The sequence below is a fragment of the Acanthopleuribacter pedis genome (genome assembly GCF_017377855.1).
Taxonomy (GTDB): domain Bacteria; phylum Acidobacteriota; class Holophagae; order Acanthopleuribacterales; family Acanthopleuribacteraceae; genus Acanthopleuribacter; species Acanthopleuribacter pedis.
In genome coordinates this window covers 21,331-34,710 of sequence record NZ_JAFREP010000057.1, presented here as the reverse complement: position 1 = coordinate 34,710, position 13,380 = coordinate 21,331, and the positions used below count along the sequence as shown (strand labels likewise).

Genomic DNA, 13,380 nt, shown 5'->3' with positions numbered 1-13,380 from the left:
TCACTCCAGATCTGCCTCCTTCAGCTTTTTTCCGATATGCCAAAGAAAGCAGATTTTCGGTTAGCGTGGGTCCCTTTTCGTTTGTCGTTACCCCTTTTGGTGGGTCCCTTTTAGCTTAGCGTTACCAGACGCCCGGGGATGAACCGCTTTAATTCGCCTCTCGATTGTGACTTGAGCCCTGTTCCCCGGACGCCCGGGGATGAACCGACAGGTGTCATCGCCTGCCACTCGGCACCGGGCTGTTCCCCGGACGTCCGGGGATGAACGGTTGTATCAAAGGGCATTCTTAAACGGCTGGAACTGTTCCCCAGACGCCCGGGGATGAACCGCCGCAATAGAGGTCACGCGCCACAACCACGCGCTGTTCCCCGCACGCCTGGGGATGAACCGTCGTGGAAGGGTTGGCCGGTTTCTGGCGGGATCTGTTCCCCAGACGCCCGGGGATGAACCTTTTATGCCGGTCCCGTGTCCAAGGGTGCTGCCCTGTTCCCTGGACGCCCGGGGATGAACCGATCTCACAAAACACATGCGGTGCCAGTCTTCTGCAAACAATTTAATTTAGGCAACTTGGCCCATTCGCTTACATGATCGGGCACGTACATTCAAAACGCCGTGGACCGCAAGCAGAAGTCCCGCGCGGTGCCAACTTTTCCGCTCAGCGCAATCAAAGGTTCCGTTTCGCTCTTTTCACACGGAGTCCAAAAAAATTAGCCAAGTTGCTCGGGTTCAGAAAGTGTGCCCTTGGTTAGCAAGGCCAAACCCGCCATGGCACTTTTGATCTTGGTTTCGCCACCCACCGCTTCCAACAAAACGCACCCTTCAACCGTCGCCAATGCCAAACCGGCAAGCGGCTCGCGAAAGGCGGGGTCTTCAACGCGAAGGTTGTTGCTGACCCACTGGTAGAAACTCGTCATGATCTCGCTTGCAACCGTTGTCATGGTGGTCTCGCCGGCTGAAGCCCGCGCGGTAATTTCGAGCCAAAGCCGGGTAAACGGCTGAATCCTAGGATCGGCGACAAAGGCGGCAAGGTGCGGCACCAGGACCTCGAACGGCATGGGTTCGGCTCGGGTGTTGGTAAGGATGTCCTCGAGTTGCGTGGCAAGCGCGGACAAAGCCGCGTTCATCAAATCTTCCTTATTGGTGAAGTAGTGAAGCAACATGCGGTCGCTGGTGCCAATGGCGGCGGCGAGTCGCCGTAAGCTGCTTTGCTGCAGGCCGTTGGCAAGCAAATAGGCGGCTAACTTTTCAATGAGCTCACGCCGCTTCTTTTCGGTTTTTTTCATGGTCGCCACCTTTTCGCTTGCCAATTTATGTAGCGGGCACTACATTAATTTTTGTAGCAACCGCTACACAATCATACCCAAGGGAGGCTTTTATGCCAACAGAGCCCATTCAAACCATTGAACAGCAGGGATTTACTCAAGCCAAACCGGCAGCCCTCGGTGCGACGATTCTGCTCATAGCCGTCACCCTACCCGCGCTGTGGTTCCACGGCTACTGGGGAATCATTGCGCCCCACTTTCAAAGTTGGGGCGCGGGTCAGGTACTAACGGATTTGGTCATCGCGCTGGCGATGGTGCTGGTTTGGATGTGGTTCGACGCCAAGAAACAGGGACGGCGTTTCTGGCCTTGGTTGCTCCTGACCCTGGCCGCGGGTTCGTTCGGCCCCCTTCTGTATGTTCTGTTCCGACCGGCACCAGCGAAACCGGCCCAATGAGCCGATGAGAGGAATCAGCCGGTGCCGCCGCGAGCCCGACTAACGTGGCAGCGCCCACCCTATGTGGTGTGAGGTCGCAATTTCTCCTGATAGCCCCATTGACAGGATTTCCACGTGTTCCTATGCTCGTTCACAGATTCACCGGATCATGCAGCAAACATGGCGGCTATAAGACGAAGGCATTGGCATGAATTCCTTTCCGTACAACACCCATCAGCTTAAAGACAGCGTCCAAGAATTGGTCCGCCGCGCCATCGAAGCGATTCGTGCAAAACGTTTCCATTTCGAAGCGAAAAGCAAAGCCAACCCGCGGAAAACTGCCGACCTCTTAACCGACGCTGATTTGTTGGCGCAAGAAATTGTGGCCGGCGGCCTGCAAGAACGTTTCCCCGAGGCGGGCATCGTGGGCGAGGAAAACCTCTTCATTCCCAGCAACAACGGGGTCACCTTCACCATTGATCCACTCGATGGAACCAAAGCCTTTGTGCGCCAAGAATCAGGTAATGTCGCCGTCATGATTGGCGTGTTGTTTGAAAACCGTGTCGTTTCAGCCTTTATCGGCGATGTTTGGACCAAGGAAATCTTCTACTTTCGCCCCGGCTCACCCAACACCCATCGACTGATCGACTTTGATTTCCCCTTTCCGCTGGTTCCCTTCAATCCCGACGAGAAGCACCGCCATTCGGCCATTCTGTTTCGCGAGGACCCCTACCGCATCCCGGGCTTTGATTTCCTTTCGATTCGGGACACATTCACAAAGGTTTTTATTGAGTCGGGCAGCATCGGCATCAACTTCACCAAACTTTTCAAAGGCGAAACCCACGCGCTGTTCATTCACATGAAATACTACACGCCCTGGGACCACGTGCCGGTCATCGGCCTCGCGCGGCAATTGGGTTATGGATTCTACCGTTTGGAGAATCAGATGTTCACACCCTTCGCGTTCGATCTAAAACTCGAAACCTACACCATGAATGCGCTGCTGCTCGTTTGTCATCCATCGTTGGTTGCAGGCCTCAATGAGGCTTCCATTCACGCTAAGTAAGCCAACCCGGTTTCCCGACAAGCAACATCACCTACGCCAACCGCACGATTTAAAGCAACTTACAATCTCACCCTTGACAAAAACGCCCACATCGGGGAGCATTTCAAGTGCCGTAACCGATTTCATCATCGGCGACCGACGACAACCTTTGGGTTCGCGTCTCTTTCCTTTACCAGCCCCGATTCGCTTTTGGTTTTCCTGATCGGGTGTGTTTGCGAAGAACCGGGTTACGGCAACGAGAAGTGCCCGCTTCCCGTTTTCTCGCAACACACCAATACTTTCGCTCATGCGCTGACTTTTGTTAGCATGGGTGAAGGTGCAGAACCTCAACGAACCACAACGTGGCATGGTTTTTTGCCCGCCGCGCGGCAACCCTTTTTGCGGTCATGGTCGTCTTCCTCATTCAAGGAGTAGGTATATGTCGGGTATCCGAGGCATGGGCCGAATCTTTTCGTCCACCATGAAGAACCTTCCCAAAGTCGGCGGCATGAAACCGTCGTCACTTCACCAAACCAAATCCTCCCACCTGCGCGGCATTAGCACGATGCAACACGCCAAGTTCGTGGGCGACAAACACCTCAGCGGTAACATGCAACCGATGAATCTGTGCCACCTCAACATCCAAAGCTTCATCAAAAGCAACAGCGGTATGGAAAAAATGTCGCTCAAGGAAGACCAATTCCTTTCGGTCGACGACCTCAAAGGAAAGTTTTCCCAAGGGCAGCCGGTCGGCGTGCGCCTCGACGGCATCGCCGACAGCGGTTCCGTCTACGGCCCCAACAACCACTCGGTGGCCCTGGTCGATATCGTGCACCACAACGGCGAGGACCACTTCCTGATCTTCGACGGCGACCACACCCAAAACCCCAAAACCCAGCAGGCGGTGGAACAACTCGCCAAAAAACTGGACAAGGATGTAGAAGACATCAGCCTGAGCGATTTGCGCGAGGCCGGTTTGGAACATCTGGTGTTTCGCCTCGAACCGGTTGATTCGGTGATGTCCCTCAACCGCGTTGAGCTGGAAGAGAACATGAGCGGCGGGTTAGATTCGATGCCCAAAGGTCCCTTCTACACGGTTGAACCACAAAAAGGGTTCATGGAAACGGCCCAAGAGGTCCTCAAAAAGTTGCTTGGCGACTAAAGGCCCGGCGGTTTTGCCGCCCGCGCCGCTCGCCCGATCACAAGGCGTGTGCCGGAAAACCACGCGCAAAGCGAATGCCTAAAAGCGTACACGCAAAGCGTGTCCAGGAGGAGCCCACCATGATGACCCACGAACAAGCCGTCGCCACCCTCACCGATTGGTTGCGACCCTTCGCCCCGGTTACCTTTAACCGCAACGGCATGGCCGCCATGGCCTACGATACCTACGCCATTGTGTTTGAGGTCCCGCAAGAGAGCGAAGGCGCTGATGGACCCATGTACTTCATTCGCGCGGCGATCACCCCACCCAACACCTTTAAAGCCAAGGACTACGCTTGGGCGTTGCGCACCAACCTGTTCCAGTTGGCCAGCGGCGGGTTTACCTTGGCCCTCGACGAACGCTATCGCCTTGAGCTGTGTTACGCGGAACCGATTCGCTGCGTGAACGAACACACCTTCGCCACGGTGGTTGCCAACTTCATCGTGGCATTGGAAGAATTTGCCCGCCAGGTAAAGGAACGCAACACGCCCTCGACGGGTTCGTTCCCCACCATGACGCAATTCGCCTAAACCCTTTTTTTATTTTTGTTAGGAGGAACCATGGCTGAAGAAACCAGCACGGTCAATGAATGGCTCGCCGGCTTGGGCGATTTGAGCCTGGATGAACACGGGTGTTGTGGCTTGGCGGCCGAGTCAGGACGCGAATTCTTGCTGGAAGTGGACCCGGCCGACGGTATTTTTCGGTTAATGACGCCCATCGTGACCCTGCCCGCCTCGCAACGCAACCGGTTTTATGCACGGGTGTTGCGCATTAACAGCAACCAGCACGTTCTGGCCGGCGCGGCCTTGGCACTCGACGAGGAACACGGGGAAATCAGCCTGTGCCATACGCTGATGGTGGAAGACTACAACGCGGACAGCTTCGCGGTGTTGCTCGCCGAATTCGAAACGCGCGCGGCTTTTATCGCCACCGCGCTACATGAAGCCCAGACAGCCACCACCTCTTAAAACCAAAAAAGCTGAAGGTGCGGTTCTCACCACACCTTCAGCCGTTAAAAACGAGATGTTAAGACGGTTTAAGCCTTGGAGTTAATCGCCTCACCAATGCTTCGTTGCTGACTGAGCAAGTCTTTCATGGTACTGAGCACTTCCTGGTGTAAGGACTGGTACTCTTCCGCCAAACCTTTGGCTTTTTGGAATTTGGTTTCGGCGGTGGTTTCCAGCTTTTCATGGCCGGTAATCATCGCGTCGTGTACGGCGGCCTCGGCTTGGAAGAACCCGTCGCCGGCACCGGCCATGCCTTGCATCGCCATCGACATCGCCTGAAACTTCATCATGCTGTTTTGGGCTTCGGCCATGCGGTTGGCCTTGTCGGTTTCGTTGACCTGGGGTTGGTCTTTTTTGGTTTTGCCGGCCGCGGCGGCGTCGGCCTCGGATTTCTTAGGACCATCCTTGGGCTGTGCGGCTTTGGCGGCCTCCATCGGCTTGGGATCGGCCTTGGGCGTGGTCGCCGCGGGCTGATTCAAGGATTTGGGATCGCCATTCAGGTTTTTCGCGGCATCTTTCACGCCGGCCTTGGAACCCGGCGCCATCGGTTTGCTACCGCCGGGCAGGCCGGTTTCCATTTTCTTGGCGGCGGAAGCGGTGGGAACCTTGGGTGCGGTGGCTTTCGGTGACGCATTGGATTTGCCCGCGCCGCGCGCCGCAAAACCCATCATCGCGGCGGCACCAATGTTGACCGCACCCGACAGGATCGCGCCGAATTTGAGGTCACTCGCCTTGGCAAGCTGCTCTTCTTTCTTCTTATCCAGCGCGGCCAGGCGTTCTTTCATGTGCCCGATCATGTCTTGTTTCTGTTGCTTGCGCATTTCAATCGCCATGTCGCTCATGACCAAGCCGAGCGCTTCAATCATCGCGGTGGGACTGGAAACCACTTTATCGTAGCTAAATTCGGCAATGTGCTGCTCCTGTATGCCGCCCATTTTGGGCGGGGGCAGGAACATGGAATCTTCCGTTTTACCGAATTGAACCCCGCCTTCGCCTTCTTTGGCGGACAGGACTTGTTGCTGGGCGACGCGGTTCATCGCGGCACCGCCCTCAATCGAGCTCGACCCCGGGGTGTTGTACACACCGCCGTTGCCAATGTGACCAATGGTAGTCATGATTTTCCCTCAATCATAAAATCCGGTTTCGCACCCGTCACCAACGACAGGCCGAAAACCGGTAACGGCGAGACGGTGGCCTCGCCGGTTAGGGTTCAGAAGAAACCGTGTTAAGCCATGTTGACGGTTTTGGACATCATCGATTGATCCTGTTGAATGGTGTCGGTGATGATCTCCGACGCCTGCTGGGTGTTCTCCACCACGGCTTTCACATGATCAAAGGTTGATTGCCAATCTTCTTGTAATGATTCTTTGAGGGCCTCGAACTCGGTGGCGCGGGCTTGGGCGGTTACGGCGTCAGCGTTCATCAAGCCGGCCTGCATGCCGCTGATCCCGCTGCCGAGGGTGCTGCCGGCCATGGCGGCACTGGTCCCCACGATGGTCGCGGGCGTCGCCATGTCGTCGGCGAGTTGGACCAGCTTGGGGAAGTGGCTTTGGACGGAACTGGTCGCACCCAGTTTGGCGGCGGCACCCATGTTGGTGAGCATCACGGCCACGGTCAAACCAATCACAATCCCCATGGCGGCTTTGTCACCGAGTTTTTCGGCCAAAACTTTTTGCAGATCTTCCATCAGGCCGGATTCCTGCGCGAGCATCAGCGCGGCGGGGGCCATTCCCGGAACAAAGACCCCGACGGCCGCAACGGTACCCATCAGCGCTTTGTAGGATTCGGGACCCATCGCTTTTTTCAAGGCGTCAAAACCACCGAGTTCCTTGGTGGCCATCACACTGATCATGGCGACGGAGCCGGCGATAATCAGCGGGTTGGCGGTCAAAACGCCCAGTGCCAAGCCGGCGACGGCGCCGATCCAGCCGAAGATCTTGTTGCGTTTGGCGGCCTTTTTGGCTTCCTCGATCTTTTTGACCATTTCGGCAATTTTTTCGAGTTTGCGTTCGGAGGCCAGCTTGCCCTCGCGTTGCATTTCTTTGAGCGAGTCCATGCCGCTTTCAACCTGGAGGTTGCCCAGCTGAATGCTGACGCCCTCGAGCAGTTCAAGCGCGGCTTGGTGGTTGAGACCTTGGGTCCCGCCGGCGGGTTTGGGTAAGGTCATCATGCCGTTGGCGGCGGGGAGGTTGACGGGGGTGTCGCCACCCTCTTCCGGCATTTGGGTCATGAGCTCTTTGGCCTGTTGCAACAGGCCGGCCAGGTTCTGGATGTCGGCGGGACCGGCACCCATCATCGGCGGCGCACCGAGGGCGCCCGCGTTGGTGACTGTCATACAGCTTCCTTTTTTTGATGTTTACGTCGGGTGGCGGACAGCAGCAGCTTGGCGCGTTTCAAGATCACGGCATAGGTCGCGTCTTTTTCCGCGTAGAAGACGGCGGCTTCCAGCGCCATTTCGGCGGCTTCCAGTTCACCCAACTTGAGGTTGCATTCACCGGCTTTGAGGTGAATTTCGGGGTTGTCGATGTTGAGGACGGCCGCCTGTGCAAAAGCCTGGAGTGCTTGTGCGTACTCGCCCTGCATAAACAGGCTGGCACCCCAACCCAAAGGATATTTCCCTTCTAAATGGTCGTAAATGCACAGGAACTGGAACACCTTGGCGGCTTGCGCGTATTGGCCGTTGCTGTACAGCGTGTAAGCCACCCCGTAGACGGCTTCCATGCTTTCTTCACTCAAACCACGCAGTTCGGCCACACTGACTTGACCGGTCAGGAAGGCTTCCAAGGTATCGCGTAGAACATCCATATCACTCGTTTCGGCTTTCATCTCAGGCTATCTCCTCTAGAATTTGCTCAGAATGTTGCGTTTGGTCTCGCTAACCTTGCTGAGGGTGTTGGTCGCCAAGTTGAAGGCGTGCCCGCGGTTGGTCATCAGGGTTTGCAGTTTCAGCATGTCCTGTTGCGAGATGTTGTTTTGACCGGAAATGTAGTTTTCCAGATGGGTGACGTTGGCTTCCCAATCGGCTTCAGACAGGTTGCCGGTTTTGAGGTCGTTGGCCAAACCTCTGAGTTCCGGGTCCTCGCGGAGGTCCGCCACAAAATCGTTCCACTTGGAATTGTTGGTTTTGGGGTTGTCGCCGTCTTTGTTTTTGACGTCGGTACGGGCTTGCTTGGCGAAAGCCATGCCGCGGTTGACCTTCTCAACGCGTTTGTTGCGACGGTCAATCTCTTCCAAACGACTGGCAATTTGGTTGTCGAGGATGGAAACGGTTTCCATTTCCAGCATCATGACCAGCATGTCCAAAGACATGGCGCTGCCTTCATAGGTAAAGCGACCGTTCTCCGGTTTAATTGCCTGGCCGGCGTTTGCGATTTCCATGATTTCTCCTTAGGATCGTTGGCTTGGATTAAGCCATTTTGCGGAAGTGACGGGATACGCGTCTGTTCGGATCCTGCGTCACCCGCGTCTTTGCCTCGGCTTGCGCCAATTGTTGTTCCACATCGCGCCGCACTTGGGCGACGACCTCGGGACTAAAGTTGGCTTCCGCCACAACTCGGTCGATCTCTTCACGGTCCATCCCGAATTTAGCCAGCAACTGGTCGCGTTCTTCGAGCATGGCCACCGCTTGCTTGCGCACACGGCTGTAATCGCGCATGAATTGTTTTGCAACGTCGCTGGGTGATGATTTTTCAGACACGGTTCACTTCCTTATCAGTTTTAGAATTTCTGTTGAATGTTGCGCAGGTCTTGGTCGATTTTGGACAAAGCACCGGTCAACAAGCCGCTGAAATTAGAACGGTTGGTCATCAGTGAGTTCAGCTTGAGCATTTGCGTTTGGCTCATGCTGTTCATGCCTTCCAACTTCTTCTCAACCGCCTCGTGAACCGCGGACCACTGCTCGGCGGACAAATTGCCGTTGCCGTCGCTATCGTAGTCGGCCGGGTCGATGCCGATGCTGTTGAGGAATTGACGGTCCGCGTCGGTAACCTCGGTTTGTTTGGTACGGTCGATTTCGGTATCCAAGGTGTGGGAATGGTGGTTGCCATGTTCCAAACGCTCTTCGTGACCGCGTTGGTCAATCGACTGACCGTCTTCCGCAACCCAATGAAGCGCACCGGCCCAGCGCACGCGCTGACCGTCGGCGGTCGTGGCGTCCAATTCGCGACCGTTGTTGCTTTGCGCGATGGTCATGCCGTCGCCGCCGCGGGCCAAGTCTTTGACCAGAAAGGCACTGTCACCTTGGGTGATGGTCAAGTCGTTGGACAGGGTTTCGCCGGTGTTGGCATGGGGAATGGTGTCAACGGTAATGCGCAGCGGTTCGCCGCCGGGCGTTTTGCTGGGCAGTTCGAAGGTGGTGTTGTCCACGAACATCCAAGAGCGATGCTCGCCGCCCTCGTCCACGTGCGGGTCGCCCCAAACGCGGGTGATCTGCTGGTATTCGCCGTTGGGCTGACGCTCTTCAATGCGAAACTCACTGCGGTTCTCATTGAAGGTGATGCGGTAGTTGTCGTTGTCGACGTAGATTTGGTTGTCGCCGGATTGGTGGAAATTGTACTCATTGGTTCGCGAACGCGCGTCGAGTTTGTTTTGCGTGGCGCGCGTCATGAAATCCAAGTGACGTTGGCTTTCCTTGTTTTGTTGGTCGATGGATTCGAGTTGGCCGGCAATACCTTGGTCCAACAAACCCTGTGCTTGCAGCATGGTTTGCATGTAAAGGGCTTGCAGGGTTTTGGTTTGGCCGTTTTGTCTGAACAGACCGTTGCTCGCTTGAATGCCTTGGCTTGGCGCGGCATTCGGATTGATACCCGACATAGGGGTTCCTCCTTTGGTGATGTCATAGGGAATAAGCAAAGGAGATGGAGGCGCGAATAGTGGGCGCCGGTGACGCCGTTTAGGACAACGCACCTTCAACCCACATGGCTCACCAAATCCTGCCGAAGACCCGGACCGAAGGGGCACGGGGCGGGACCGTGACGAACCCGCGCGACAAGCTTTGGCGAACCATGTGGGTTAGCTCCTCTACCAGCTACACGCGACCGGGTGAGGCGGTGATCGAAAAAACTTTAAAAAAGGTCGTTTTTTCGCAGAAAACAAGCCGGGCGGCATTTCCGTAGGCCCGCATTTCTCACAAGGATTCGTCGCAAGAAGCTGAAAGCCTGATGCATACGAAGGTTACGACCAAACGCAAATGGAGCGGGGCCGACCATTTGCGGGGCCGACCATTCGCGGGGCCGACCATTCGCGGGGCCGACCATTCGCGGGGCCGACCATTCGGCGAAGCAGCGCTACGTCGCGTCTTGCTCGACTGAGTAAACAAAGTAATCGCATGGGTTGCCCCGCGGCAGAACACCTTGTGAGAAATGCGGGCTAGATCCACAACCACCCACGAACCAAGGGAAAACACAGGCCGCTCATTTTTTTTCGATCAGGTCGCGCGGGGGGCGCGTGTAAGGGAACAGATGGGTTTCTTTCCGCCGCTTACCGGCACGAGCCCACGCCCTTTATTCCTATAAATAACCCGGAGCCAAGCATGATTCGCAACGAGACCTCTCCGTTCCGCGGCATTGAACGTGTTTTTTACGACCGACGTCCGGTGATTCCCGCCGCCGATGAAACCCATCGCGGCCCCAGCCTTCCGGCCGAAACGGGCAAACAGGCCTCGCTGCAACACCTTTTCCCCGACACCTCGCTCAACAGTGAAATGGTGCAGCACTTGGATCAACGGCTGCGCGATAAACGCCTGTTGATGCCGGGTTTCTACAGCGAAGCCGCCGCCGGGACCCGTGACGCGCTGGCTCAGTTGAACCCCGAAACAGAAGAAGCGCGCGCCGTATTAGACGCGGCCCTTAACCTGCTCAACGACGAGGTCGCCGACCGCGACATCCTCGACGCCTACCGCCTCGCCCTGCGCGAAGTCTGAATTCGAAAGAGGCAAGCATGCAGCCGTATCAAATAGATTACCTCAACCTTCTGGCTCAATTTTATTTACGCAACAACCAATGCGACCGCGCGGCCACCCTTTGGGCCCTGCTGCTGATGCTCCAACCGGACCATCCTCAAACAGCCCTCGCCCTGGCCTTCACCCATTTGCGGCGCGGTGCTTACCACGATGCCTTGAGTTTGGCGCGCCGATACACCCGCAACGCCCTCGACCTACCGCTGCAAATCGTTGCTTATTACGTCAAAACCAGAGCCCTTTATCATCTGGGCGAGGTGCAGCAAAGCCGCTATGTGGCGCGAATTTTATGTGAGAAAAGGAAACAATACCATGGTTAGTGCCGTCTTCCCCCGCGCCAAATCCCTCATCATGGGGGCCTCCCGATACAACGACCTCTTCCTTGCTTTTCTGGTTGTCGCCATCATCTCCTTGATGGTGCTGCCCTTGCCCACGGTTCTGGTCGACGGGCTGATCGCGACCAACCTCGGCATCGCGGTTTCGCTGCTGATGCTTTCGCTTTACATCCCCTCGGCCCTCTCGCTTTCGACCTTCCCTACCCTGCTCCTGTTCACCACCCTCTTCCGGCTGGCACTCAACATCACCACCACCCGCCAAATTCTGCTTTACGCCTACGCCGGTGACATCATCGACACCTTCGGGAACCTGGTTGTCGGCGGTAACTTTGTGGTCGGTGCGGTCATCTTTTTGATCATTACCATCGTCCAATTCCTGGTCATCGCCAAGGGCGCGGAACGGGTGGCCGAGGTGGGCGCCCGCTTTACCCTGGACGCCATGCCCGGCAAACAAATGAGTATTGACGCCGATTTGCGCGCGGGTTCCATCCAACTGGAAGAAGCGCAGGGACGGCGCTCGTCGCTGGAACGGGAAAGCCAACTCTACGGCGCGATGGACGGGGCGATGAAATTCGTGAAAGGCGACGCCATCGCCGGTTTGATCGTTACGGCGGTCAACATTCTGGCCGGGATCGCCATCGGTGTCTGGCAAAAGGACATGGGCGCCACCGAGGCACTGCAAACCTTCGCCGTGCTCACCATCGGCGACGGCCTGATCTCGCAAATCCCGGCCCTGTTCATCTCCATCACGGCCGGCGTGATTGTGACCCGCGTTGCCGCCGACGACTCCGGCCACCTCGGTGGCGACATCGGCACCCAAGTACTGGCACAACCGAAAGCGCTGGCCATCGGCGGTGCCATCCTGCTCGCCTTCACCCTCATTCCCGGTTTTCCCAAGTTCCCATTTTTGGTCCTTGGCGGGATGGTAACCGCCGTCGGTATCACGTTATGGCGCCAGGAATGTTACCCGGAGGAAACCGATCAGGCCATTCCCGGCATGGAGGATGACAACCAAGACGGCCCCGCGGGCGACCAACAGGGCGACAAACTCTCGTTTTCGTTGCCGCTGATGGTGGAACTCGATAGCGGCATGAAAGGATCCGTCGATGCCCGTGCCCTCAACGAAACCCTGATGCAAGTCCGGCGTGCGCTTTATATGGACTTGGGCGTTCCCTTCCCCGGCATCCACCTGCGCTTCAGCAAACGGTTGCCGTCCGGCCAATACCGCATCGCCATCAAAGAAATTCCCGTCAGCGAGGGTTTCCTGCGCCCCGGTCACGTCCTGGTCAACGATCAGCCGGAGAACCTGGAAATGCTCGACATTCCCTTCGAGCAGGGCGAACCCTTTTTGCCGGATCTACCCGCGTTGTGGGTGTCCGACGCCGCCCGCGACCTTTTGGCCGAGGCCGAAATCCAAGTCTACGACCACGCCCGCATTCTGGCCTACCACCTTTCCAAGGTCCTCCACGACCAAGCCTCGGATTTCATTGGGCTACAAGAAACGCAAAACCTGCTCGACAAAATGGAAGAGGATTACGATGTTTTGGTCAAAGAGATCCAGCGCGTCATCCCCACCACCCGGGTCGCGGACGTCTTCCAACGCTTGGTGGCGGAAGGCCTTTCGATTCGCGACCTGCCCACGATCATGGAGGGCCTCATCGAGTGGGGTCAAAAAGAAAGCGACATCATTCTGCTAACCGAATACGTGCGCATGGGGATGAGCCGCTACATCAGCCACCAATACGCGGGGCCGCAAAACTTGCTGGCCGCCTATATGCTCGATCCCGATTTGGAGGAAACCATTCGCGCGGCGGTCCGCCAAACCTCGGGCGGCAGCTACCTCAGCCTCGACCCCAAAACCTCAAAAGAGGTGGTCACGGAGGTGCGCCATGTCGTCGGCGACCTAAGTCTGCGCCAACAACGCCCCGTGCTGCTGACCTCGATGGACATCCGTCGCTTCGTCCGCAAACTGATCGAAGACGAACTCCCCACGCTTCCCGTCTTGTCCTATCAGGAACTCACCCCAAAAGTCAGCGTCCAGCCCTTGGGCCAAATCCAACTCTAGCCCGCGGGAGGACGGCCCCTAAAAACGGGGTCGCCAATTTGTGTTAGCATTGGCCTCATCACAACGCTGCTTTGA

15 protein-coding genes are annotated in these 13,380 nt (G+C 56.8%); 8 read left to right on the top strand and 7 right to left on the bottom strand.

Translation table 11 applies throughout. The features are described 5' to 3' along the window. Window positions 1–707 precede the first annotated feature (707 nt). Window positions 708–1,283 carry a TetR/AcrR family transcriptional regulator gene (locus J3U88_RS33035; RefSeq protein ID WP_207863489.1) on the bottom strand — a complete coding sequence of 192 codons (576 nt, stop codon included), beginning with the start codon at window positions 1,281–1,283 and terminating at the stop codon, window positions 708–710. Window positions 1,284–1,375: 92 nt separating this feature from the next. Here J3U88_RS33035 and J3U88_RS33030 point away from each other — a divergent pair, with 92 nt between their 5' ends. The 5 genes from J3U88_RS33030 to J3U88_RS33010 all read left to right on the top strand — a co-directional run bounded on the left by J3U88_RS33030 (window position 1,376) and on the right by J3U88_RS33010 (window position 4,910). Beyond that, on the top strand, window positions 1,376–1,717 hold the full coding sequence (locus J3U88_RS33030; protein ID WP_207863488.1) for a hypothetical protein: 342 nt from the start codon (window positions 1,376–1,378) through the stop codon (window positions 1,715–1,717). A gap of 187 nt (window positions 1,718–1,904) precedes the next feature. Beyond that, window positions 1,905–2,762, top strand: coding sequence for an inositol monophosphatase family protein (locus J3U88_RS33025; RefSeq protein WP_207863487.1), 858 nt, complete (start codon window positions 1,905–1,907; stop codon window positions 2,760–2,762). Window positions 2,763–3,180: 418 nt separating this feature from the next. After that, a complete protein-coding gene (locus tag J3U88_RS33020) occupies window positions 3,181–3,903 on the top strand; it encodes a hypothetical protein (RefSeq protein WP_207863486.1) in 723 nt (240 codons plus the stop codon). Between the two features lie 119 nt (window positions 3,904–4,022). Further along, the gene (locus tag J3U88_RS33015) at window positions 4,023–4,472 is read left to right on the top strand and encodes a type III secretion system chaperone (RefSeq protein ID WP_207863485.1); all 450 of its coding nucleotides are present in this window, start codon (window positions 4,023–4,025) and stop codon (window positions 4,470–4,472) included. A 30-nt stretch (window positions 4,473–4,502) separates the two neighbouring features. Beyond that, on the top strand, window positions 4,503–4,910 hold the full coding sequence (locus J3U88_RS33010; protein ID WP_207863484.1) for a CesT family type III secretion system chaperone: 408 nt from the start codon (window positions 4,503–4,505) through the stop codon (window positions 4,908–4,910). A gap of 68 nt (window positions 4,911–4,978) precedes the next feature. On the opposite strand, the gene J3U88_RS33005 is transcribed toward J3U88_RS33010, so the two are convergent. The 6 genes from J3U88_RS33005 to J3U88_RS32980 form a co-directional block, all read right to left on the bottom strand. Next, complete coding sequence (locus tag J3U88_RS33005; protein ID WP_207863483.1) at window positions 4,979–6,064, bottom strand: hypothetical protein; 1,086 nt, start codon at window positions 6,062–6,064, stop codon at window positions 4,979–4,981. 110 nt (window positions 6,065–6,174) lie between these two features. Then, window positions 6,175–7,284: a type III secretion system translocon subunit SseC family protein gene (gene sctE / locus J3U88_RS33000; RefSeq protein ID WP_207863482.1), complete on the bottom strand. Its 1,110-nt coding sequence runs from the start codon at window positions 7,282–7,284 to the stop codon at window positions 6,175–6,177. Beyond that, window positions 7,281–7,775 (bottom strand): SycD/LcrH family type III secretion system chaperone, encoded by a 495-nt coding sequence (locus J3U88_RS32995; protein ID WP_207863481.1) that lies wholly within the window; start codon window positions 7,773–7,775, stop codon window positions 7,281–7,283. The genes sctE and J3U88_RS32995 overlap by 4 nt, the downstream gene beginning before the upstream one ends. Window positions 7,776–7,790: 15 nt before the next feature. Then, window positions 7,791–8,327: a hypothetical protein gene (locus J3U88_RS32990; protein ID WP_207863480.1), complete on the bottom strand. Its 537-nt coding sequence runs from the start codon at window positions 8,325–8,327 to the stop codon at window positions 7,791–7,793. A gap of 28 nt (window positions 8,328–8,355) precedes the next feature. Further along, window positions 8,356–8,646 (bottom strand): hypothetical protein, encoded by a 291-nt coding sequence (locus J3U88_RS32985; protein WP_207863479.1) that lies wholly within the window; start codon window positions 8,644–8,646, stop codon window positions 8,356–8,358. Between the two features lie 20 nt (window positions 8,647–8,666). Beyond that, a complete protein-coding gene (locus tag J3U88_RS32980; protein ID WP_207863478.1) occupies window positions 8,667–9,761 on the bottom strand; it encodes a DUF1521 domain-containing protein in 1,095 nt (364 codons plus the stop codon). A gap of 718 nt (window positions 9,762–10,479) precedes the next feature. Between J3U88_RS32980 and sctX the strand changes: the two genes are divergently transcribed. The 3 genes from sctX to sctV are packed head-to-tail and all read left to right on the top strand — an operon-like array spanning window position 10,480 to window position 13,305. Then, window positions 10,480–10,869: a type III secretion apparatus assembly protein SctX gene (gene sctX / locus J3U88_RS32975; RefSeq protein ID WP_207863477.1), complete on the top strand. Its 390-nt coding sequence runs from the start codon at window positions 10,480–10,482 to the stop codon at window positions 10,867–10,869. A 17-nt stretch (window positions 10,870–10,886) separates the two neighbouring features. Then, window positions 10,887–11,225: a tetratricopeptide repeat protein gene (locus J3U88_RS32970; RefSeq protein WP_207863476.1), complete on the top strand. Its 339-nt coding sequence runs from the start codon at window positions 10,887–10,889 to the stop codon at window positions 11,223–11,225. After that, the gene (gene sctV / locus J3U88_RS32965; RefSeq protein ID WP_207863475.1) at window positions 11,218–13,305 is read left to right on the top strand and encodes a type III secretion system export apparatus subunit SctV; all 2,088 of its coding nucleotides are present in this window, start codon (window positions 11,218–11,220) and stop codon (window positions 13,303–13,305) included. Before J3U88_RS32970 ends, sctV begins: the two co-directional genes overlap by 8 nt. The last annotated feature ends 75 nt before the right edge of the window (window positions 13,306–13,380 follow it).

Bases quoted from the DNA above. Each gene is read 5' to 3' on its own strand.
- J3U88_RS33035 (WP_207863489.1), bottom strand. From the start codon at position 1,283: ATGAAAAAAACCGAAAAGAAGCGGCGTGAGCTCATTGAAAAGTTAGCC.
- J3U88_RS33030 (WP_207863488.1), top strand. From the start codon at position 1,376: ATGCCAACAGAGCCCATTCAAACCATTGAACAGCAGGGATTTACTCAA.
- J3U88_RS33025 (WP_207863487.1), top strand. From the start codon at position 1,905: ATGAATTCCTTTCCGTACAACACCCATCAGCTTAAAGACAGCGTCCAA.
- J3U88_RS33020 (WP_207863486.1), top strand. From the start codon at position 3,181: ATGTCGGGTATCCGAGGCATGGGCCGAATCTTTTCGTCCACCATGAAG.
- J3U88_RS33015 (WP_207863485.1), top strand. From the start codon at position 4,023: ATGATGACCCACGAACAAGCCGTCGCCACCCTCACCGATTGGTTGCGA.
- J3U88_RS33010 (WP_207863484.1), top strand. From the start codon at position 4,503: ATGGCTGAAGAAACCAGCACGGTCAATGAATGGCTCGCCGGCTTGGGC.
- J3U88_RS33005 (WP_207863483.1), bottom strand. From the start codon at position 6,064: ATGACTACCATTGGTCACATTGGCAACGGCGGTGTGTACAACACCCCG.
- sctE (WP_207863482.1), bottom strand. From the start codon at position 7,284: ATGACAGTCACCAACGCGGGCGCCCTCGGTGCGCCGCCGATGATGGGT.
- J3U88_RS32995 (WP_207863481.1), bottom strand. From the start codon at position 7,775: ATGAAAGCCGAAACGAGTGATATGGATGTTCTACGCGATACCTTGGAA.
- J3U88_RS32990 (WP_207863480.1), bottom strand. From the start codon at position 8,327: ATGGAAATCGCAAACGCCGGCCAGGCAATTAAACCGGAGAACGGTCGC.
- J3U88_RS32980 (WP_207863478.1), bottom strand. From the start codon at position 9,761: ATGTCGGGTATCAATCCGAATGCCGCGCCAAGCCAAGGCATTCAAGCG.
- sctX (WP_207863477.1), top strand. From the start codon at position 10,480: ATGATTCGCAACGAGACCTCTCCGTTCCGCGGCATTGAACGTGTTTTT.
- J3U88_RS32970 (WP_207863476.1), top strand. From the start codon at position 10,887: ATGCAGCCGTATCAAATAGATTACCTCAACCTTCTGGCTCAATTTTAT.
- sctV (WP_207863475.1), top strand. From the start codon at position 11,218: ATGGTTAGTGCCGTCTTCCCCCGCGCCAAATCCCTCATCATGGGGGCC.